Genomic DNA, 21,449 nt, shown 5'->3' with positions numbered 1-21,449 from the left:
AAGCAACTGCGCCCTAGTCAGCCACACAGCTGCGCGTATCCACCGGCGAGCTCCACCGGGCGGAATCACCCACGCGCTCCAGCACTTCCTTCTTCGTCAGCGCATAGCCGGTGTCCGCCTCATTCGAGTCCGCACCGAAGATCAGCCCCAGCACCTCCCCATTCGGGGCGACCAGCGGCCCACCGGAGTTGCCCTGCACGATCTTGCCGCGCAGCGAATACGCCTCGCGCTCGACCCGCTGGTCAGCGTAGATATTCGGTCCCGCGATCCGCATCTGCTCACGCACCCGCACCGGAGCCGCCTTGAACGGCCCACCCAGCGGGTAGCCCAGCGCGATGGCGTCGTCACCGGAGACGGCGGGCCTATCGGCCCAGCGCAACGGCTGCAGCGGCAGCTCCCCGGTCGCCCGCAGCAGCGCGATATCGTGCTCCGGGTCGTAGAAGACCACGTCCGTGTCCACCGGCCCGTTGACCGTGGACAGGGTGACCTTATTCGTCCCCGCGACGACGTGCGCGTTCGTCATCACCACACCCGGTTCGATGACGAATCCGGTGCCCTGCTGCATCCGGCTGCACTGTTCCGCAACACCCTCGACCTTGACGACGGACGGCCCGATGGCGGCGACGTCCGGAAGGTCCTGCAGTGCGGGGTCCGGCGGCTGGACCTCGCGCTTCGTGACGGAGGCGAAGGGGTCGGTGACCGCGGGGATCTCGCTGCGGTTGATCAGGGCGTTGATGCGTGCGGGCAGGGTGCGCATCCAGTTGGGAGCCACCTCGCCGATGGTGGCAATGATGCGGGAGTCCTGCGCCTCACGGGAAATGCGGGAGTCCTGGCTGCTGACCACGGGCACCGCGATCATCCACATCACCACCATGGCTGTGACGACGGCGACCAGGGAACCCACGGCGGAATCCGCCTGGTAGAGCCGACGCGTGCGGATATTATCGCGGAATCGCTGCCCGATGCCGGACCCCAGGAGGTAGCCGATCACCACGCAGCCCGCGAGAGTGAGCAGCGCGATGACCAGGCGGGAGCCTTCCGTGCCCTCGTCCTGCACGAGGCGGACGACCGGCCCCACGGCCTGCAGCCCCAGGTAGCCGCCGATCAGCACACCGGCCAGGCTCAGCAGCGCGGCCACCCCGCCTTGCCGCAGCCCAGAGAAGAAGGCAGCGAGGGCGCAGAGCACGAGCACGATATCAACGATCATGGGTGTGGGTTTCTACTCTCCTGTGTCCTTCTTACGCTCGGCTTCGAAGTGGGCGCGCAGGTCGCAGGCTTCGCCGTTACGGGATTGTTCCAGGGTACGGAAAAGATCGAATTGGGTCTCCTCGTCCCAGTCCTCGTGCCAGCCCGCGAGGCGCAGCAGGGCGTCGAGCACCCCGGCGGTGAAGCCCCACAGCACCATGCCGGAGACGTCGAAGGCGGGGCCGGACCAGCCGGCAAAGCCCAGCTTGAAGCGGTAATCTGGGTGGACGAGCTCGCGGATGGCCACGGGCTGGACCCAGTCGTTTTCCACCGTGGCGGGGTGGACGGGCGAGAACTCGCGCCAGTAGGCGATCACCGGCACGACCGCGAAGTTCGTGCGGTCGATGTACACCGGGTCCATCACGGCCACGGGCTCCACGCCCTCGGGGTTGAGGCCGGTCTCCTCGACGGCCTCCCGGACGGCGGTGTCGATCGGGGTGGCGTCCTGGGATTCCCACCCGCCGCCGGGGAAGGCCATCTGCCCGGAGTGGTTGCGCATGTCCACCCCGCGGTGGGTCAGGACGACGGTGGCGTCCTCCGGGAAGGGGTGGATCGCGGTGGATCGGTAGTCGGGGTCCCCGCCGAGCAGGATCAGCACGGCGGAGTAGCGCGGCGGTACGCCGTCCTCGTTGGTCTCCGGGACGTGGCGCGCGGGGTCGTTGAGTGCTGCGTGCACGCTGCCGCTGCGCGCGGCGGTGGCCAGCCTGGTGAGCCATTCGGGCAGGTCAGCGGCAAGTGGCGGTTGGGTGGTGATGGCGGCGCGCCAGTCTTCGAAGGGATAGGGCATGGTGTTAATTCTGCCCGCTCAGGGCGGCGTGCACAGCGGCTTCGAGTTCCTCGTAGTCGCGGAACACTTGGGGGTACATCTGCGCGCGGGTGCCGTCGGCCCGGTAAACCACCGTGATGGGGACGACCTTCGGCAGGCTGGTTGCGGTGTCGAAGCGGTGGGCACGGTCGGCGTAGACGGGCATGGTCGTGACGTTCAGCTCGTCCAGGAAGTCCGCCCCGGCCTGGGACTTCTTGTCCAGGTGGATGCCCGCGACGTTCCACTCCGGGTGCTGCTTGGCGAGCTTGTCGAAGTGGGGGAGCTCGCGGCGGCAGGGCTCGCACCACCAGGCCCAGACGTTGATGATCGTGGGCTTGCCGACCAGGGCCGCGCCGAGGTCGGCGGTCTCGTTTTTGCCGCTGGTGAGGCAGGGCAGCTCGATGCCGGCGAGCTCCGAGTCCGGGGAGGGCTGGGTGGCGCCTTCCGGGGCGGGGCAGCTGCGGGGGTTTGTGATGCTGACGGGCTGCTCGGGGCCTGGGTCCGCGTCGCCGTCCGCGCCGCGGTCACCGCCGGGGCCACCAGGGCCGCCGGAGGCCGAGCCGGCGCCACCCACCATGCCCGGTTCGGCCTGCTGCGGTTGCTGGGATTGAGCGCCGGGCTGATCATCACCGCCGCTCATCACGCCCGCGACCAGCGGGATGGCCGCGACAAGCAGGCCGATAACGATGGCGAGAACAAGCAGGAGGACACGCGGGCGCGACGCGCCTGCACCGTCCTCGGAACCGCGGGCGACGTCGGCGTCCTCGCTGGTAACGGTGGCCTCGTCGGAAGTGCCGTGACCGGAGGCAGCGGCGTTGGGATGGGAGCCGGAAGGGGTGGTGGCCATGGCGTTAATCCTCTCCGAATCCGGCCAGGGCGAGCAGGTGTTCGCGGTCTGGCGAGGTGATGCGGGCCATCGCTTCCTCCGGGTCGGGCGTGCCCGCCACCCCGAAGCTGGGGCACTGCCAGGCCAGGAAGCAGGCGCCACAGGCCGGTTTGCGGGAGTGGCAGACGCGGCGCCCGTGGAAGATGACCCGGTGGCTGAACATGGTCCACTCCTTGGGCTCGATCAGCTCCATGAGTTCCAGCTCGACTTTGACCGGGTCCTCCTGCTCAGTGAGCTTCCAGCGGCGCACGAGGCGGCCCAAATGGGTGTCCACGGTGATGCCTGGCACGCCGAAAGCATTGCCGAGCACAACGTTCGCGGTCTTGCGCCCCACCCCCGGCAGGGCGACGAGCTCCTCGAGGGTGCGGGGAACCTCACCGCCGTGCTTCTCAGCGATGGCGGTGCCGAGACCGATGAGGGAACGGGTCTTGGCCTGGTAAAAACCGGTCGGTCGGATGACCTCGGCGAGCTCCTCGGGATCCGCGGCGGCGTAGTCAGCCGCGGTGGGATATAGCGAAAATAGGATCGGCGTCACACTGTTGACCCGCACATCGGTACACTGTGCAGATAGGACTGTTGCTACGAGAAGCTCCAGTGGCGTCGAAAAGTCGAGTTCCGCATGAGCATCGGGATAGCCGACCGCAAGGGTGCGGTTGAGTTTCCTCGCTCGGCGCTTGAGCGCAAGCGGGGTTTCCACATGCGAAGGATCTGCGGCGCGATGGCTGCCAGGTTTTGGCAAGCGAGGCGCTGAGGTTTTCGGCATGGCTACTACTGTAGTGTGAGTCCGGTTAAACGTCGTCAAGTGGGAGTGTAAGGAACAGATGGCAGAGAACACCGAGATTCTGTCCCGCGCTGGAATCTTTCAAGGGGTAGACCCCGAAGCCGTGCAGGCTCTGGTTGAGCAGCTGGAGACCGTCGACTTCCCGCGCGGAACCACGATCTTCGAGGAGGGCGAGCAGGGCGACACCCTGTACATCATCACCTCCGGCAAGGTGAAGCTGGCGCGCCACTCCGCGGACGGCCGTGAGAACCTGCTGACCGTCATGGGGCCTTCGGACATGTTCGGTGAACTCTCGATCTTCGACCCGGGCCCGCGCACCTCCTCGGCAGTGTGCGTCACCAAGGTCTCCGCTGGCGTGATGACCTCCCAGATGCTGCACGATTGGATCGCCGAGCACCCAGGCATCACGGAGCAGCTGCTGCGCGTGCTGGCTCGCCGCCTGCGCCGGACGAATAACAGCCTGGCCGACATGATCTTCACGGACGTTCCGGGTCGCGTGGCCAAGTCGCTGCTGCAGCTGGCCAACCGCTTCGGCATCCAAGAAAACGGCATGCTGCGCGTGCACCACGACCTGACCCAGGAAGAGATCGCCCAGCTGGTGGGCGCTTCTCGCGAGACTGTGAACAAGGCGCTGGCGGAGTTCGCGCAGCGTGGCTGGATCCGCCTGGAGGGCAAGTCGGTGCTCATCGCGGACACCGAGCGCCTCGCACGTCGCGCGCGCTAACCGGAATATAAAAAAGACCAGCCTCTCGGCTGGTCACCCCGCATGAATGCCTAGCGAGTTTTCCACTCGCTAGGCATTGTCGCTTTTACTGCTGTTTCTTCAGGTAGTCGATCGTCACGCGGGTGGACTGTGCGGCGGCATCGCGCAGCACCGGATCCACATCCGTGTAGATCTCGTCGACAATATCCATGACATCGGCGTCCTCGCCGAGCTTGGCCAGCGCCTCGCGGACCTGCTCCAGGCGGTGCTCACGGCGCTCGATGTAGCGCTCGGCGAGCTCGCTGGTGTCCTCGCGGTCCGGACCGTGGCCCGGCAGCAGCGGCACGCCAGCGCCGCGGCGCTTCAGCTCCTTGAGGGACTCGATGTAGAGGCCGAGGTCGCCGTCGGTCTCGGAAATCATGGTGGTGTGGCGGCCGGCGATCGTATCGCCGGTGATAATCGCCTCCACGTCCGAATCATCGGATCCACCCTTGGAGTGGATGAGGAAGCACACGGAGTCGGAGGTGTGCCCCGGGGTGTGCATGACCTCGATCGTCGGGGTGAGCCCCTCGATGCGGATGATCTCGCCATCCTTCAGCGGCTCAGCGGCGATGCAGTTGTGCTCGTCGAAGGCGCGCACCGGGGCGCCGGAGAGCTGACGGAAGCGCTGGGCACCGTTGGAGTGGTCGTTATGACGGTGCGTGAGGAGCACGAGGCCGATGGTGGCCTGCGGGCCGTCCTCGTCGCTGGTGCCGGCGCCGATGCTCTCCCCCACGGCCTTGCTGTGCAGGACGTTGAGGTGTCCCTCGTCCTGCGGGCCCGGATCGATGACGACCGAGACCAGGTCGCCCGGACCGCGAACTACCCAAGAGTTCGTGCCTTCGAGCGCTGCATAGCTGGGGTTTGGCGCCAACACCACACCGACATTCTCGGTGACCGGGCGAAGCTGACTGTACGCGGGATGTTGCATAACTCTAATTCTACGAAAACTCGCGGCTAAAGGCCTATTGACGTACCTGAACGATAATGTCGACCTCCACTGGGGAGCCCAGTGGCAGCTCTGCGACACCGACGGCGGCGCGGGCGTGCTGGCCAGCGTCGCCGAAAATCTCACCGAGGATGTCGCTCGCTCCGTTAACGACGCCAGGCTGGCCGCCGAAGCCGGTGGCGGAGGCGACGTAGCCCGTGACCTTCACGATGCGTTCGATGTTCTCCAGGCCGACCTCTGCGGCGGCGGCCGCCACGGCGTTGAGCACGGCGATACGAGCCAGCTCGTAGGCCTCTTCCGGGCTGACCTGGGCTCCCTTGTGGGTGCCGATCTCACCGACGAGGCCGAGCTTCGGCAACTCACCGTTGACGAAAGGCAGCTGGCCGGAGGTGTAAACGACGTCGCCGCAACGAACGGCGGGGACATAAGACGCGACGGCGGCCGCGACGGGCGGCAGCTCGATGCCGAGCTCGTCGAGCCGGGCTGGAACCTGAGACTTCTCGGCCATTTTTAGTCCAGCTCCCGCTTCATGTAGGCGACGTGCTGCTCGCCGGTCGGACCTGGCAGGACGGAGACGAGCTCCCAACCATCCTGGCCCCAGTTATCGAGGATCTGCTTGGTCGCGTGGGTGAGCAGTGGCACGGTGACATATTCCCATTTCTTCATGCCCTCGAGCATAGCGATCGCGCGCGAGTTATGGAGTAGATGAGCTGGGGGTTATAGACAGAAAAATCCCCGGCCGGGGAGGTTTGAAAACCTCTCCCGCCGGGGGAGCTGCAGGCACATCGGTTAGCGTCCAGCTACTGCGAAATTATGGACGGGCCGGGTGTGGCCCTATGAGAGGGGCTTAGGCCTGCCCCTCGGCCTCACGCTGCGCGGCAGCAGCCTCGAGCTGGCCAGCGAAGAAGTCGGCCCAGTCGGTGACATCCGGGCGGCGACGCAGCAGGGCGCGACGCTGACGCTCCGTCATGCCACCCCAGACACCGAACTCCACCTTGTTATCGAGGGCATCGGCACGGCACTGCAGAACGACGGGGCAGTGACGGCAGATAGCGACAGCCTTGCGCTGCGCGGCACCCTTCACAAAGAGCTCTTCTGGGTCCACGCTGCGGCAGTGAGCGTGGGTAATCCATTCACCGCGGTTCTTGAAAGACTCGCGGGACGTCAGCTGCTTCACGGTCTGACGCACGGGCTTTGCTGCTGGTCGGGATTGGGAGCGGGATTCAGCCATTCTTCGCCTCCAAGCTGGATCTAACGTTCTTCGTTGCGATGTTCTTTGGGGAACTGATGTGCTTGCTCTTTCCTCAGCGATCAACAGGATGTGTTGCATAGCCTGCTGAAGCATTGCCCAGAATGTTACGGGGGTCACATTTTGGATGTCTAATGCGTCACAACGCCGGGGGTGCTTAAGTGAGGAAAAACTTTTCATAGGCCGCGCACCGTTAGCACAACTCACGCAAACAGCCTCGCCAGGACGTGGAAGCACACTCTGCACATGACATGAAATTAGGTCGCAGCCGGTTTATGCACGTCAGGACAGAGTTTTCTTTAAATACCTTTAAAATGTGATGCGTCCCACATTTTCTGCCGGGCTTGCCCGCACGTGATAAATGTCCCCCGAAAACCTGGCAAATATCGGCGAATATTTGTTTGCTCAAAACTAGTCCTAGCGGGGGTAGTAAGCTCCCCCCGCCACACGAACCCCAGCCGCACCTTGCCATCCCACAGCTCAGCCACGGTCGCTTTAGGCGCAATGAGGGTGTCCGGTACGTCGACTAATGTGTGTCGCGTGGAGAAGAACAACGAGCAAAACACGGCAGCCCCCGACCGCGCCCGGCCCAGGCCGGCCCTTCAGCTGATCGGCGCGACACTGGGTATCGCCATGCTCCTTGCCCTGGGAATGCTCCCCTTCGTCGGCCTCGGCGGAGCGGTAGTGAACTCCTCCGCGAACACGATGAACGCCAACTTCGCGGATATCGAGACCAACAAGTCCCTCCCGCAGGCCAGCACCGTCCTGGACCGCGAGGGCAACACCATCGCCTGGATCTACGACCAACGGCGCTTCGACGTCCCGGCGGACAAGATCTCCACCGCGATGAAGGAATCCATCGTCGCCATCGAGGACCGGCGCTTCTATGAACACAACGGGGTGGACCTGCGTGGCTCGGCCCGCGCGCTAGCCGCCAACCTCTCCAGCGGCGGGGTGGCTGAAGGAGCTTCCACCCTCAATCAGCAGTACATCAAGAACTACCTGTGGTTGATCAGCGCCAAGAACGACAACGAGCGCGCCGCCGCCACCGAGACCAGCCTGGCCCGCAAGCTGCGGGAAATGAAGCTCGCGGGCGATCTCGATGAGCGCTTCTCCAAGGACGAGATCCTCACCCGCTACCTCAACCTCATCTCCTTCGGCCGCGGCGCCTACGGAGTCGAGGCCGCCGCACGCACCTACTTCGACCACTCCGCCGAGAAGCTGACGGACGCCGAGGCCGCGCTCCTGGCTGGGGTCGTCCAGTCCACCTCCGCGTTGGACCCGTGGGATAACCCGGACGCCGCGCTAACCCGCCGCAACCAGGTGCTCCAGGCGCGCGCCGATAACGGTTCCCTCACCCAAGCACAGGCCGATAGCGCGGCCGCCGAGCCGCTGGGAATCGCGGAGAAGCCAGCTGGTGAACCCAATGGCTGCCTCGCGGCCGGGAATGATGGTTTCTTCTGCGACTACGCCCTGAAGTGGCTTGCAGAGAAGGGCTTCGACCACGAAAAGATTGCCCGCGGCGGCTACACCATCACCACCACCCTGGATCCGGCCGCACAGCAGCACGCCGTGCAATCCGCCCAGAGCAATGTGGCCCCCGGCCAGCCCGGGGTGTCTGAAGCCTTGAGCTTCATCGCACCGACTGAGGACTCCCACGAGGTCATCGCCATGGCGTCCTCCCGGAAATACGGGCTGGACCAGGAGAAGCACGAGACTGTCCTGCCGCTGCCGCACTCCCTGCAGGGGCACGGCGCGGGCTCCGTATTCAAGATCTTCGCCGCCGCTGCCGCCATCGAGAAGGGCATGGGGCTGGAGACCAAGCTGGACGTCCCACCGCGGGTGGAGGTCGATGGCCTCGGCAACGGTGGTGCCTCCGGCTGCCCGCCGGGCAAGTACTGCGTCGAAAATGTGGGCCCCTATAAGCCTTCGATGACGTTGAAGGAGGCGCTGGCAACCTCCCCGAACACGCCCTTCATCTCGATGCTGCAGGATGTGGGCCTGGAGCGCACGGTCGACTTGGCCGTGAAACTGGGTCTGCGCAGCTACGCGAAGGAGGGCACCTCCGGGGATAAGTCCATCGCGCAGCGTATTAAGGAGGAGCAGACCGGCTCCTTCGTGCTCGGCCCCACCCCGGTGGACCCACTGGAGCTGACGAATGTCGGCGCCACGCTCGCGGACCAGGGCCGCTGGTGCGAGCCCTCCCCCATCTCCTCGGTGACGGATGCCTCGGGGAAGAAGGTGGACATCCCCCGCAAGGATTGCGAGAAGGTACTCAACCCGGCCGTCGCCAATGCGCTGGCCAATGGCATGGCGGGCGACGTATCGAATGGCACCGCCGCGGATGCCGCCCGCGCCACCGGCTGGAGCGGTCCGATCTCCGCGAAGACCGGCACCACCGAGACCAGCAACTCCGCAGCCTTCTTGGGATTCACCCAGAACGTCGCCGGCAGCAGCTATATCTTCAACGACTCCGGCACCGCCTCGAGCCTGTGCACCTCGCCGGTTCGCCAGTGTGGCTCCGGCAACCTCTACGGCGGCAACGAGCCCGCCCGAAGCTTCTTCACCGCCGCCGGCCCCATTGCGAACTCCTACGGTGGCAAGAAGCTGCCGCCCGTGCGGCAGAAGCAAAAGAAGGGCACCGGCGAGCTCGCCGACGGTGGGGCGGCAGCCGCCCGGCGCTAGCCGAGGCTAAACCAGGCTAGTCCGGGGCTGGCCCCGGGGTCTGACGCTCACCCGGGAACCGAGCGATGACGGGAGACGGTCGGCTAGAGCGGGCGGGCGGGTCACGCCCGATGCACGGTGGATAGACTTAAACCCGTGTTGAAGCGCAAGACCTCGAAGTTCCGTGCCCGCCTGCCCCGACTGCCGTGGGTAGCGGGGAAGCCGAACGCTCCGCTGGGGGTTGACGTCCTGAAGAAAAAGGCAGGGAACGGCAACCGCACCGCACCCCGCCTGGTCGGGGCAATCGGCGCTGGGGTGGCGGGGCTCGCCGCGGCGGGGGCCGGCGTGCTGCTCGCGGCGAACCGTGAGATTCGGCAGTTCGAGCTGAAGGAAGTCACCGTCCCACTGCTGGAGCCGGGCACGCTGCCCTCGCACTGGGATTCACTGCGCATCCTGCACGTGTCTGACCTGCACATGCTTGCGGATCAACGGCTAAAGCAGTCGTGGGTCGCAGGTCTCATCGAGCTTGACCCGGACCTGGTAGTGAATACGGGCGATAACCTCGGCGAGGACGAGGCCGTGCCGGGTGTACTGAGCGCGCTGGGTCCGCTGTTCGAGCGCCCGGGCGTGTTCGTATTCGGCAGCAATGACTACTTCGCACCGAAGCCGGTCAACCCGTTCATCTACCTGCTGGGCAAGAAGCGCAAGCCATCGCGCGTGCAGTTACCATGGCGCGGTATGCGCGCGGCGTTCCTCGAGCACGGTTGGCAGGACGCCACCCACGCCCGCCTGGAGTTCCCGCTGGGGACCGATGCGCCGGTAGGAAGTGGGGAGCCGAAGATGATCCGGCTCGCAGTCACGGGCGTGGATGACCCACACCACGACCTGGCGGATTACTCGCAGGTGGCGGGCGCGCCGAATGCGGATGCGGACTTGAGCATCGGCCTGTCACACTCCCCTGAGCCGGCGGTGCTGGATCAGTTCGCGGCCGATGGTTATCAGCTGGTGCTTTCCGGGCATACTCACGGCGGGCAGTTGTGCCTGCCGGGGAGCCGGGCGATCGTGACGAATTGCGGCATCGACCGGTCCCGCGCGCAGGGGCTGTCCCGGTGGACGGAGCGGACGTGGCTACACGTGACGAACGGCCTGGGGAACTCGAAGTACGTGCCCTTCCGGATTTTCTGCCGCCCATCCGCGACGCTGATCCACGTGGTGGAGCGGGAGGGCTAGTGGGCACGACCTGCGTTCTTAGCCCTTAACCCCACCCCAGTTTTTCTCTTCCGGGGATCACGCGTTATAGTAAGGAACCGTTGCGGAGATCTTCCGACCGGATCAACCGGCAGGAACACTCTCGCAGCCTATGACCGGGATATGGCGCAGTTTGGTAGCGCACCTCGTTCGGGACGAGGGGGTCGCAGGTTCAAATCCTGTTATCCCGACCACGTGATTGAAGCCCTGGCCTTTCGGCCGGGGCTTCCTTCGTATCTGCTGCTCAAGCACCTATTGCTCAGCAAACTATGCCAGACAGCGATTGTCACGAAACTGGATCAACCACGAATCTGGCTTGGCTCTAACCCCACGGAGAAGAGGGTGACACAGGCCACCGCAACGCCGACTGAATTCGTCCGCCCCAACATCACCCTGTTGCCCATGTGGCGAGTGTGACAAAAGTGCCAAAAGGGGCCTCGTGTTGGATCTCACAACCTGACTGATAGACTGAGAAAGTCGCATAACTGCTATCCGCATCACATTGTGACGCTCGAGCCCCCGGGTTTATCCGCACAGAGCGCCGTCACCACGAGCCGCACCGCGGAAAGCACCCGGCGCCCGCGCGCCACAACCGCCACCGGACAACGCAGGTCTGTGCGTTAGACCTTTGCACGCCGCGCCTCCAGGGTCCGCGACCAGCAGCCGCTGGCTGCGGGTCCCCCGGGGCCGCACACCGAGTCCTTAGTTGGGGTGTTTTTAGCACGTGGCTCTGCTTGCGATCCCAGCCACCGTTGCGGTGGCCCTCGTTTTAGTTCCACTGCTGGTCAAAGTTCTCGACCGAAACGCGGGCTGGCCACTAGCAATCACCTTCGTCGCGCTGGCGGGGTACGTCCTCAAGCACGCGCGCGTCCCGATGGAGGGCGGTGCACACCGCTGGTCAGCAACCTGGATTGAAGGTGCGCTACCCGCCACCTCCGCGCACCCCGTTGGCGGGGATATCACCTTCGGGCTGACAATGGACGCGCTCAGCCTCTTCTTCACGCTGCTCGCGCTGCTCATCGGCGCAGTGGTGTTCATCTACTCCACCCGCTACCTGCACCCGGGCGAGAAGATCCTCAGCTTCTACCTGTTGATGACGGCCTTCATGCTCGCGGTGCTGCTGCTGGTGCTGGCTAGCGACGTCGCCCTGCTGTTCATCGGCTGGGAGCTCGTCTCGCTGGCGTCCTTCTTCCTCATCGCCCGCTCCGGCAGCTCGGGCCAGGCCGGTTCCACCCGAACCCTGATCCTGACCTTCGTGGGAGGCCTGTTCCTCATCGCCGCGCTGGGCATCATGGTCGGCGTGACCGGCTCCACCCAGTTGGCCGATATCCTCGCGAACCCGAGCTGGGGCAATAACGCGGTGCTCACTGGCGTGACCGCCGTGCTGATCGCGATGGCGGGCTTCTCCAAGGCCGCGCAGATCCCCTTCCACTTCTGGCTGCCCGAGGCCATGGCCGCGGACACCCCGGTCTCCGCGTTCCTGCACGCCGCAGCGGTCGTCAAGGCTGGTGTCTACCTGCTGCTGCGCTTCTCGGGAATCTTCCAGGGAACAATGATCTGGCACTACACGCTGATCATCATCGGCATGGTCACGGCACTGATGGCCGCCTTGTTCGCCATGCAGAAGACGGACCTGAAGAAGCTCACCGCGTACTCCACGGTCTCCCAGCTGGGCTGGATCGTGGCCACCATCGGCGTGGGCACCCCCTTCGCCATCACCGCGGCGATCGTGCACACCGCGGCGCACGCGCTCTTCAAGTCCTCCCTGTTCATGCTGGTCGGCGTGGTCGACCACCAGGCGGGTTCCCGTGATACCCGACGCCTGGGCTCGCTGTGGCGCCGCATGCCCTTCACCTTCTGGTCCGCGGTCGTCGCCGCCGGCTCCATGGCTGCGATCCCGCCGACCCTGGGATTCGTCTCCAAGGAGGGCATGCTCACCGCCTTCCAGGAAGCACCGTTCTCCCAGGCTGGCGTCTGGGTGCTGCTGGCGGTCGCCGGCATCGGCGCCCTGGCGACGTTTATGTACTCCGCCCGCTATGTCTTCGGCGCCTTCGTGGACGGCAAGACGGATGAGTCCGAAACCCGCGAGGCCCCGGTCAGCCTCTGGCTCCCCGCCGCCCTGCCGGGCCTGCTCTCCCTGCCCGCCGTCTTCTTCCTGGCCTGGCCGGAAAGCTGGCTGGATAACATCGCCCTGGCCACCGGCGTGGGCGAGGCCCATACCCACCTGGCTATGTGGCACGGCATCAACGCGCCACTCGTGATCTCCGTGCTCGTGATGGTGCTGGGTGTGATCGGTATCTTCCAGCGCAAGGCCATCTTCCGCTGGTTCCAGCACCAGCCGCTCGGTCCCTACACCGGCGCGGAAATTATTCACCTGGTTACGGAGTGGATGATCCGCTTCGGCCGCGTGGTCGCCGCCCCGGCGAACTCCATGGCCGCTAACCGCCACGTCTTCTGGATCCTGGCGATGTTCATCACCCTGGGTCTGTTCAGCCTGATCGGGCCGGGTCGCCTGCACGGCCTCGGTGATCTTCCGGCCCGCCTGGAGGGCACGGACCGCGTCACCGACCTGATCGGCCTGCTCATCATCGGCGCAGCACTCATCGCCCTGCTCGGTACCCGCTCGCGCCTGGCCTCCGTCGTGCTCGTCGGCATGGTCGGTGTGGGTGTCTCCTTCATGATGCTCACCCTCGGTGCTCCGGATGTCGCCCAGACGAACCTGCTGGTCGAGCTGTGCGTCACCGTCATCATGATGCTGGTGGTTCGCCACCAGCCGCGCCTGTACCTGCGCGAGGGAGAGAATCGCGCCCGCTTTGCCACCATGATCGCCACGGTCGTGGGTCTGGTGACCTTCTTCGGCGTCTGGCTGCTGCAGAGCCGCCATCCACGCCCGGAGCTGGCGGAGTGGTACTTGGAGAACACCCCGGACGCCACCGGCGCGGACAACGTCGTCGCCGCGATCCTCGTGGAATTCCGTGGCTACGATACGTTGGGCGAGCTGATCGTCCTCGGCATGGCGGGCATCGTCATCGCCGCGATCATCTCCTCCATGCCGCGCTCCCCGAAGCCGGGCTACGGCCCGGGCTCGACCTCCGAGGCATTCCGCGCACCGGGGCAGACCCGCTTCCCGGATGTCCACAAGGTCCCGGAGCTCGCACCGTTCTACTCCAAGAACCTGCGCTCCACCCACCTGAACTCGATCCTCCCGCGCATGGCGCTGTACCCGCTGATCCCGATCGTGGTCATCCTCTCGCTGATCACCTTCTGGCGCGGCCACAACGCCCCGGGCGGTGGCTTCCTCGCGGCCCTCGTCGCGGCCTGTGGCCTGTTCTTCTGGTACCTCGCACAGTCCCGCGCCCGGAAGCTGGGCTCCGACAACCTGGGCTACACGCTCATCGGTATCGGCATGCTGCTGGCACTGGGCACCGGCCTGCTGGGTTTCCTGCAAGGCTCCTACCTGGCGCCACTGCACGGCACGTTCCTGGGACAGCATCTGACGACCTCGCTGCTCTTCGACGGCGGCATCTACTTCGCCGTCTTTGGGCTCATCGTCGTGGTCATCAACCAGCTTGGTGGCCGCGACCGCCCCGGTAACCAGAACGCGCGCGCGAACCTGGACCGTTACATCCCGGCCAAGACGCACCCGGCCTCCGCACAGCAGGCCAGCGAGTCGGCGAAGCGCACGGTGGCCGAGGCCTTCAGCCAGTCCCCCGTCGCGGTGCGCATCGGTGGGTCCAATATCGTGCTCAACCCCTCCGAGGTCAGCCGCGCCGCCCGCGAAGCGGAAGCCCGGCACCGTTCGGAGCGTGAGTCCGCAAAGCGGCCCGCCGGCTCCGTGAGCCCGATCCCGGAGGCACGCCCGGCAGACTCCGCGGAACACGCTACCGAGGCGGAACGCGGCGGCGTCGTGAAGGCAAAGGACGCAGCCCCCGCCCACCGGGAGGAAACCGAAGAAGAGTTCAAGGCACGTAAACGCCGAGAACGGCGGCTCACCGGGCATGACGCATTCGACCGAGAACTCGACGAACTGCGCAGCAAACGAGGCCAAGTAAACCCAGCACCCCAGGAAAAGAAGCGGAGAGGAGACGACCAGTGATTCTTGCAGCAATCATCGCAATCCTCGTCGGTGGCGGTGTCTACCTCATCCTCCAGCGAGGCATGCTCCGCCAGATTCTGGGGCTGTCCCTGATCAGCCACGGCGTGAACCTCATGATCCTCGGCGCCGGCGTGCCGGTGTGGCGCAGTGAACCGCTGATGAACCGCACGAGCGCCGCCGAGGCCGGCGACCCGCTCCCCCAGGCCTTCGTGCTGACGGCCATCGTGATCTCCATGGCGGCGACGGCCGTCATGCTCGCGCTGGCTGCCGTGGGGCGGGACGACGACACCGCCTCTGCGGAGGATCCGGAGCGCGCCGCACGCACGTTCCGCGGGCTGTCGACCCTCTCGCGGCACACGGACACCGAGCAGGTGGCCAAGGAGGCCGAACAGGCGGCGGCTGCGAAGCACACGCCACAGGCAGACACGCTGGGCGCACCCTACGGTAAGGGCGGCCCCCACGGTGCCGGTAGCGGCGCCGGGAACAGCACTAATAACGGCAAGGAGGAGCGATAATGACGTCCCTGCTCCTTGCGGCTAACAACCCACAGTCCCCGGACGCTTTCGCCGACGGGGCGGTTCTCGCCCTGTTCGTCGTGGTGCCACTCATCGCCGCCGGCCTGTGCACCTTCCTGCCCTGGGCGAAGGCCCGGAACCTGCTGGCACTGCTGGTACCAGCCTTCGGGCTAGCGACCTCCGGCTGGCTGCTGGTCCGCTTCGGCGGCGACGAGTCGGTGATCGCCGATAACGTCGGTAACTTCGTGGGCGGCGTGGCGATCCCACTGGCCGCGGACACGCTGAGCGCCCTGATGATCTTCACCACCGCGCTGGTGGCGCTGGTGGCCAACTGGTTCGCCCTCGTCGTGGGCGAGATGCGCGCCCGCTTCTACCCCGCCCTTGTGCTGATGCTCCTGGGCGGCGCGTGGGGCGCGATCCTCACCGCGGACCTGTTCAACCTCTTCGTGTTCATCGAGGTCATGCTGATGCCGTCCTTCGGGCTGGTAGCGATGACCGGAACCTGGGGTCGCCTGGCCGCAGCCCGCACGTTCATCGTGGTGAACCTGGTGACCTCCCTGCTGCTGGTCTCCGGCGTGGTGATGACCTACGCCGTGGTCGGCACGACGAACCTGGCTGCTCTGGCTGGTGCCGCTGGCCCGCGCGGCGAGGCAGGCTTCGCCGATGGCATCTACGGCACGCAGTGGCAGCTGGTGGTCGCCCTCGGCATGGTGCTGCTGGCCCTGTCCGTTAAGGCCGGTGTCACCCCGACGCACACCTGGCTGCCGCGGGCGTACCCGTTCACCTCCCCGGCCGTGATGGCACTGTTCTCCGGCCTGCACACGAAGGTCGCGGTCTACGGCCTGCTGCGCATCTACATGACCGTGTTCGAGGGTGATGCCCGCTACGCGTGGGCGATCCTCGTCATCATGGTGCTGGGCATGGTGATCGGTGGTTTCGCGGGCCTGTCGGAGAACACGATTCGCGGGGTGCTGGCCTACCAGATGGTCAACGGCATCCCGTACATGCTGATCCCGCTGGCCTTCCTCTCTGCCCGCCCGACGCTGGTGCTCTCCGCTGGACTGTTCTACATGCTGCACCACATGGTGATCGCGGCCAGCCTCATCATGGCCGGCGGCGCGATCGAGGAAACCTACGGCCACGGCAGGCTGCGCCCGCTGCACGGCCTGATGCGACGCGACCCCTTCGTGGCGGCGGTGTTCGCCGCCGGTGCGCTGGCGATCGTGGGCTTCCCACCGTTTTCCGGCCTGTGGGGCAAGCTGGCGCTGGTCTTCGGCATCGCCGAGGACGGCAGCTGGAAGGCCTGGCTGGCGATCAGCACGGTCATCCTGACCTCCATCGGGGCGCTGCTGAGCATGATTTACGTGTGGCGTGAGATCTTCTGGGGTCGCCCGATGAACCGCAACGAGGCGGACCCGGATCTGCGCATCAAGCCGAAGTACGTACTCCCTTCGGCAGCGCTGGCCGTGGTCTCCGTGGCGATCTTCTTCGCTGCGGGCCCGATCTTCTCTGTCACCAACCGGGCGGCGGAGGATCTCATCGACACCACCGAGTACGTCAGCACTGTTTTCGACGCCAACCAGTCCGACGAGCTGGTGGGCGGGCCTGGCCCGATCGGGCAGGTGCTGGATCCGGGTCCGTCCGGACTGGCGCATGTGCCGGGTGCAGATGAGCCGCAGGGTGTGTCTGAGGTAGCCGACGGCGATGCGGACGCTGCCGATAATGCCACCACCGGGAACGCCGGTGACCAGGAAGGAGCACGCTAATGAAGCCCTGGAAAGTCCCCTTCCACTGCCTGTTCTACGCGGGCTGGCTGGTCGGCCAGGTGATCAAGGAGTCGATCGTGATGATGATCGATACCTTCGGCACCGGCCGCCGCATCGCACCGGTGGTGATCTACTACCCGCTGCGGGTCCGCAAGGAACGCAATATCGCCGCCCTCGCGGCCTCCATCACCATCACCCCGGGCACGCTGGCCCTGGGTATCACGGGCCCGAAGGAGGTTGACTACGACGCGGAGCGGGGCGAGCGTTCCCTCAGCGATGCCTTCGAGGTTAAGTCCAGCGAGTACGGGGTGCAGCACCGCGATACCGCGCAGCGTTACCTCGCGATCCACGCCATGTACGGCCAGGATCCGCTGGAGCTGATGGAGGGCTTCGCCGAGATGGAGGAGACGCTGGTGCCGTCGGTGAAGGGCATCAAGCAGAACTTCGACGTCGACTCCCTCGTGGAGCGGGGCCGTCCGGGACCTCGCGGTTTCCGTGGTTCCCGCGGTGGCCGTGCCTCCGACGAGACGGTCTTCGACGTGGAGAAGGTGGACTCCACCCCGCACGCCGCGGCCTACGTCGCCGCCGTCCTGAGCGAGGACTCCGAGGACGGTGCGAAGGAGGACGCCCCGAAGCACGAGGACTACGGCTTCCGCGACCCCCTGTACCCGAACAAGTACCGCGACCAGAAGAAGAAAAAGGGGAAGTAGATGGAACCCACAACGCTGCTCTACATCCTGGTCGGCATCGCCGCGGCGATCATCGTCCTTGGCTTGCTGACGGTGCTGTACCGTGCGGTGACCACCAAGAACGACGGGCGCCGCGCGGTGCTGTCCGACATGCTTTTCGCCTGCATGATCGCGCTCTTCCTGTGCTTGAGCATCTTTAACCACACGGCGATTACCTATGAGGTCGCGATGTTCGCCGGGCTGTTTTCCGCCCTGTCGACTGGTGCCGCGGCCCGCATTATCACCCGAGGGAGGCGCTAAACCATGGCTGTTTCTACCGCTGCTACCGCTGCGTCTACGAACGAGCTGCTGTTGGCTGCATCCGAGCAGGTTGAGTACCAGGAGCCGAGCTGGTTCGCGGTCGTGCTGATCGGCATCCTGGCGATCACCGGATCGGTGTTCGTGCTGGTATCCGCCCGCGCGATGTACCTGGCTCCAGATGCGCTGAGCCAGCTGAACATGACCGGCCCCGCAATGGGCGTGGGTATTCCGCTGCTGATCTGCGCGAACCTGGTCTTCCACTTCGCCACCGAGGGATTCGTGTTGGGCTATCTGATCCGTGCCTGCGTCGCGATCACGGCCTTCCTGGTGATCAGCTCGGTGGGTTCCTTCTTCATGGGGCGCGCGCTGCACGCCACCCACTGGGATCACACGGTGCCGCTGTCCGGTGGTACCCGCCAGCCAGACGCGAAGTAGCGCCGCTGCTCCCCTCCCCCAGATAGCGCGAAGGCCGCCCAGAGGATGTCCTCCGGGCGGCCTTTCGCTGTGCGCTAGTTAGTCAGCGGCTTAGGCGACCTTGGCGACGACCTCCACGTCGGTGTCGCCGCGCATTGCCTTGGAGTACGGGCAGAAGGCGTGGGCCGCCTGCACGAGCTCATCGGCCTGCGCCTGCTCCACACCGAAGAGGGTGGCCTCGATGCGGGAGGTGATGCGGAAACCCTCATCGACGGAGTTCAGGGTGCACTCCACCAGAACCTCGGGAGCCTTGGAAAGATCCACGCCGTTGTCCTTCATCTGCTTCTGCAGCGCACCGTTGAAGCAGGCCGCCCAGCCAGCAGCGACGAGCTGCTCCGGGTTGGTGCCCTCACCGGAGCCACCGAGCTCCTTCGGCGGGCGGACGTCCAGGTCGATCTGGCGGTCCGAGGTAGCGACGTGGCCGTCGCGGCCGCCGCCGGTGGACAGTGCCTTCGCGTTGTACAGCGCCTTGCTCATCGAAAACTCCTTCGCTGGTTGCTTAAAACCTTGCTCTGCTGCCCGAGTGTACTTACTTGCTGGCGGTGAAGAGTTCCTTCACGCGAGCAGCCAGCTCCTCGTCCACGTGGCCCCAGTAGGTGTAGCACTGCTGTTCCACCTGCTCGGAGACACCAGCCATCGCGCCCGCGATGTTCTTGGCCAGGCGCTCGCGCTGCTCGTCGTCCATGACCTCGCGGACGAGCTGGCCGGCCTGTGCGAAGTCGTCGTCCTCTTCGTGGCGGTGGTATGCGCCGAAGGTCAGGTCGCCGCCGTAGTTCTCGTCGAACAGGCCGAGCTCATCAGCCAGGCCGGTGCCGGACTCGGCGCCGCGGCCGAAGCCGTACTGGGACTCGCCGGCGGCAATACCCTTCTGGACCACGCCCGAGCCGTCGGAGGTGTCCTGGGTTCCCTCGCCGCGCTCGAAGCGGTTCGGGGAGTACACCGGGGTGTCGCGTGGCGGGAACTCATAGGCCATCGCGCCGTCCTTGGTGTTGTACCGGTTCAGGTCCTTGCGGATCGGGCGGTTGACCGGCAGCTGGGCGTTGTTCGCGCCGAGGCGGTAGCGCTGGACGTCCTGGTAGGCGAAGACGCGGGCGAGCAGCATCTTGTCCGGGGAGAAGCCCACGCCCGGCACGATGTTCGACGGCGCGAAAGCGGCCTGCTCGATCTGTGCGAAGTGGTTCTCCGGGTTCTGGTTCAGCGTGAAGTGGCCGACGTCGATCAGCGGGTAGTCCTTCTGCGACCAGGTCTTGGTCAGGTCGAAGGGGTTCCAGCGGTAGTCCTTGGCCTCCTCGAAGGGCATGATCTGCACCTTGACGTCCCAGGTCGGGTAGTCGCCGCGCTCGATGGCGTCGAAGAGGTCCTGGCGGTTGTGGTCGAAGTCGCCGGAACCGACGATCTGGTTGGCTTCTTCGTCGGTGAGGGTCTTCCAGCCCTGGCGGGTCTTGAAGTGGTACTTCACCCAGAATCGCTCACCGGAGGCGTTGATCCACTGGTAGGTGTGGGAGCCGAAGCCGTCCATGTGGCGGAAGGTGGCCGGGATGCCGCGGTCGCCCATGAGGTAGGTGACCTGGTGGGCGGATTCTGGGGAGCGGGTCCAGAAGTCCCACTGCATGTCCGCAGAACGCAGGCCGTTGTTCAGGCGCTTCTGGGAGCGGATGAAGTCCGGGAATTTCACGCCGTCGCGGAGGAAGAACACCGGGGTGTTGTTGCCCACGATGTCGTAGTTGCCCTCCTGGGTGTAGAACTTCAGGCTGAAGCCACGCACGTCGCGCACGGTGTCCGGGAAGCCGAGCTCGCCGGCGACCGTGGAGAAGCGGGCGAGCATCGGGGTGACGCGCCCCTTCTGGAAGAGGTCTGCCTTCGTGTACTGGGAGACGTCCTCGGTGATGGTCAGTTCACCGAACGCGCCGGAGCCCTTGGCGTGGACGTTGCGCTCCGGGATGCGCTCGCGGTTGAAGGACTGGTGCTTCTCCACCAGCGAGACGTCGTGCAGCGCGATCGGCCCCTGGTCCCCGACGGTGGCGGAGTGCTCCTGGGTGGTGATGGGGGCACCGTTGTTTCGGGTGGCATGACCGGTGACGGGGCACATGCCCCGGGATGCGATGTCCTTGGCGGTCAGGTTGCCGGTGTTCTTCTGATCAGTCACGGTGATCCTCCTTAGGGAATGTGGCTTCCTTCTTCCAGGCTGCCACAGTGGCGAACACGCCGCCACAGCCTTTGCCTATCAATCAATGTCTACTAAATAGGCTACACAATTAAATTGAGGCGCAACCATCGCCCCTACCTATCGATGCGCCAACGAGCGCCACGTCCACATCCCGGCTCGCAGGGGAGAGTGAAAACCGCAGGCCACTGCTAAGCTGGTCTTTAACATGAGCAACTTCCCTCCCTCCCCCGCTGGCTGTCACGGCCACACCGCCGAGGTCGACGCACACGTCACCGACCTCGCGCTGCGTGCCGCCCGGGGAGATAAGGCAGCGCTCAACGAGTTCATCGCCGCCACCCACGACGACGTCTGGCGACTGCTCGCACACCTGGCGAACCCGGACCAGGCGGATGACCTCACCCAGGAGACCTACCTGCGGGTCCTCTCCGCACTCCCCCGCTTCGCTGCCCGCTCCACGGCCCGCACCTGGATCCTTTCCCTGGCCCGGCGCGTGTGGGTGGACAGCATCCGCCACGACATGGCCCGCCCCCGCAAGTCCGCCGCCGAGTGGGAGGACGCCGCCGGCGACACCCCCGCGGCCGAGACCACGGGTGGCTCCAGCTGGGCGGAGTGGCTGGACACCCAGGACATGCTCAACTCCCTGGAACCGGACCGCAGGGAGGCGCTGATCCTCACCCAGATGCTGGGCTACACCTACGCGGAGGCCGCGAAGATCGCGAACGTGCGCACGGGCACCATTCGCTCCCGTGTCGCTCGGGCGCGGGCCGACCTGGTCGATATGCAGCAGGCGCAGCAGGCCCGCCAGGAGCGCCAGCAGGCCGAGGCCACCGGGACCACCCGCCTGGGGCGGCGGTTGTGGCAGGCGTAGCGCCC

At 65.8% G+C, this 21,449-nt stretch carries 20 protein-coding genes and 1 tRNA gene; 11 read left to right on the top strand and 10 right to left on the bottom strand.

Going from position 1 to position 21,449, the window contains the following annotated elements:
* Positions 1-13 precede the first annotated feature (13 nt).
* From QP413_RS05160 to nth, 4 genes are read right to left on the bottom strand one after another with little or no spacing between them, the layout of a single operon-like run.
* A complete protein-coding gene (locus QP413_RS05160) occupies positions 14-1,207 on the bottom strand; it encodes a MarP family serine protease (protein ID WP_284780942.1) in 1,194 nt (397 codons plus the stop codon).
* Positions 1,208-1,219: 12 nt separating this feature from the next.
* The gene (locus QP413_RS05155) at positions 1,220-2,032 is read right to left on the bottom strand and encodes a CoA pyrophosphatase (protein WP_284780940.1); all 813 of its coding nucleotides are present in this window, start codon (positions 2,030-2,032) and stop codon (positions 1,220-1,222) included.
* Between the two features lie 4 nt (positions 2,033-2,036).
* Positions 2,037-2,897, bottom strand: coding sequence for a TlpA disulfide reductase family protein (locus QP413_RS05150; RefSeq protein ID WP_284780938.1), 861 nt, complete (start codon positions 2,895-2,897; stop codon positions 2,037-2,039).
* A 4-nt stretch (positions 2,898-2,901) separates the two neighbouring features.
* Positions 2,902-3,771, bottom strand: coding sequence for an endonuclease III (gene nth / locus QP413_RS05145; protein WP_284780937.1), 870 nt, complete (start codon positions 3,769-3,771; stop codon positions 2,902-2,904).
* On the opposite strand from nth, the gene glxR reads away from it, so the two are divergent.
* Positions 3,758-4,441: a CRP-like cAMP-activated global transcriptional regulator GlxR gene (gene glxR, locus QP413_RS05140; RefSeq protein ID WP_070760459.1), complete on the top strand. Its 684-nt coding sequence runs from the start codon at positions 3,758-3,760 to the stop codon at positions 4,439-4,441. The two genes, nth and glxR, sit on opposite strands and share 14 nt — an antisense overlap.
* A gap of 85 nt (positions 4,442-4,526) precedes the next feature.
* Here glxR and QP413_RS05135 read toward each other — a convergent pair whose 3' ends face one another.
* From QP413_RS05135 to QP413_RS05120, 4 genes are all read right to left on the bottom strand, one after another.
* A complete protein-coding gene (locus QP413_RS05135) occupies positions 4,527-5,390 on the bottom strand; it encodes an MBL fold metallo-hydrolase (protein WP_284780936.1) in 864 nt (287 codons plus the stop codon).
* Positions 5,391-5,424: 34 nt separating this feature from the next.
* On the bottom strand, positions 5,425-5,916 hold the full coding sequence (locus tag QP413_RS05130) for a RidA family protein (RefSeq protein WP_284758969.1): 492 nt from the start codon (positions 5,914-5,916) through the stop codon (positions 5,425-5,427).
* A gap of 2 nt (positions 5,917-5,918) precedes the next feature.
* Entirely contained in the window at positions 5,919-6,074 is a 156-nt protein-coding gene (locus QP413_RS05125) for a DUF4177 domain-containing protein (RefSeq protein WP_095075344.1), read from the bottom strand.
* A gap of 181 nt (positions 6,075-6,255) precedes the next feature.
* Positions 6,256-6,639: a WhiB family transcriptional regulator gene (locus tag QP413_RS05120; RefSeq protein WP_015382026.1), complete on the bottom strand. Its 384-nt coding sequence runs from the start codon at positions 6,637-6,639 to the stop codon at positions 6,256-6,258.
* Positions 6,640-7,161: 522 nt separating this feature from the next.
* Between QP413_RS05120 and QP413_RS05115 the strand changes: the two genes are divergently transcribed.
* The 9 genes from QP413_RS05115 to QP413_RS05075 all read left to right on the top strand — a co-directional run bounded on the left by QP413_RS05115 (position 7,162) and on the right by QP413_RS05075 (position 18,370).
* Entirely contained in the window at positions 7,162-9,342 is a 2,181-nt protein-coding gene (locus tag QP413_RS05115) for a transglycosylase domain-containing protein (protein ID WP_284780935.1), read from the top strand.
* Between the two features lie 294 nt (positions 9,343-9,636).
* Positions 9,637-10,551, top strand: coding sequence for a metallophosphoesterase (locus QP413_RS05110; protein WP_284780970.1), 915 nt, complete (start codon positions 9,637-9,639; stop codon positions 10,549-10,551).
* Between the two features lie 135 nt (positions 10,552-10,686).
* Positions 10,687-10,763 (top strand) — tRNA-Pro (locus tag QP413_RS05105).
* Positions 10,764-11,293: 530 nt separating this feature from the next.
* Positions 11,294-14,665 (top strand): DUF4040 family protein, encoded by a 3,372-nt coding sequence (locus tag QP413_RS05100; protein WP_284780933.1) that lies wholly within the window; start codon positions 11,294-11,296, stop codon positions 14,663-14,665.
* Positions 14,662-15,180, top strand: coding sequence for a cation:proton antiporter subunit C (locus QP413_RS05095; protein WP_284758918.1), 519 nt, complete (start codon positions 14,662-14,664; stop codon positions 15,178-15,180). The genes QP413_RS05100 and QP413_RS05095 overlap by 4 nt, the downstream gene beginning before the upstream one ends.
* Entirely contained in the window at positions 15,180-16,946 is a 1,767-nt protein-coding gene (locus QP413_RS05090; RefSeq protein ID WP_284780932.1) for a monovalent cation/H+ antiporter subunit D family protein, read from the top strand. The genes QP413_RS05095 and QP413_RS05090 overlap by 1 nt, the downstream gene beginning before the upstream one ends.
* On the top strand, positions 16,946-17,656 hold the full coding sequence (locus QP413_RS05085; protein ID WP_284780930.1) for a Na+/H+ antiporter subunit E: 711 nt from the start codon (positions 16,946-16,948) through the stop codon (positions 17,654-17,656). Before QP413_RS05090 ends, QP413_RS05085 begins: the two co-directional genes overlap by 1 nt.
* Entirely contained in the window at positions 17,657-17,935 is a 279-nt protein-coding gene (locus QP413_RS05080; protein ID WP_070759227.1) for a cation:proton antiporter, read from the top strand.
* A gap of 3 nt (positions 17,936-17,938) precedes the next feature.
* Positions 17,939-18,370, top strand: a complete 432-nt coding sequence (locus QP413_RS05075; RefSeq protein WP_070759225.1) for a Na+/H+ antiporter subunit G — start codon at positions 17,939-17,941, stop codon at positions 18,368-18,370.
* 90 nt (positions 18,371-18,460) lie between these two features.
* Here QP413_RS05075 and QP413_RS05070 read toward each other — a convergent pair whose 3' ends face one another.
* A complete protein-coding gene (locus tag QP413_RS05070; RefSeq protein ID WP_012361116.1) occupies positions 18,461-18,886 on the bottom strand; it encodes an organic hydroperoxide resistance protein in 426 nt (141 codons plus the stop codon).
* Positions 18,887-18,938: 52 nt separating this feature from the next.
* A complete protein-coding gene (locus QP413_RS05065) occupies positions 18,939-20,498 on the bottom strand; it encodes a catalase (protein WP_284780969.1) in 1,560 nt (519 codons plus the stop codon).
* Positions 20,499-20,781: 283 nt separating this feature from the next.
* On the opposite strand from QP413_RS05065, the gene QP413_RS05060 reads away from it, so the two are divergent.
* Positions 20,782-21,444 (top strand): RNA polymerase sigma factor, encoded by a 663-nt coding sequence (locus QP413_RS05060; RefSeq protein ID WP_284780929.1) that lies wholly within the window; start codon positions 20,782-20,784, stop codon positions 21,442-21,444.
* Positions 21,445-21,449 lie beyond the last annotated feature (5 nt).

Origin of the sequence: Corynebacterium sp. UMB4614 (genome assembly GCF_030217065.1) — a bacterium.
In the GTDB taxonomy this organism is placed as follows: Bacteria; Actinomycetota; Actinomycetes; order Mycobacteriales; family Mycobacteriaceae; genus Corynebacterium.
The sequence above is the reverse complement of the archived record's forward strand: the minus strand, read 5'-3'. Positions and strand labels throughout refer to the sequence as shown.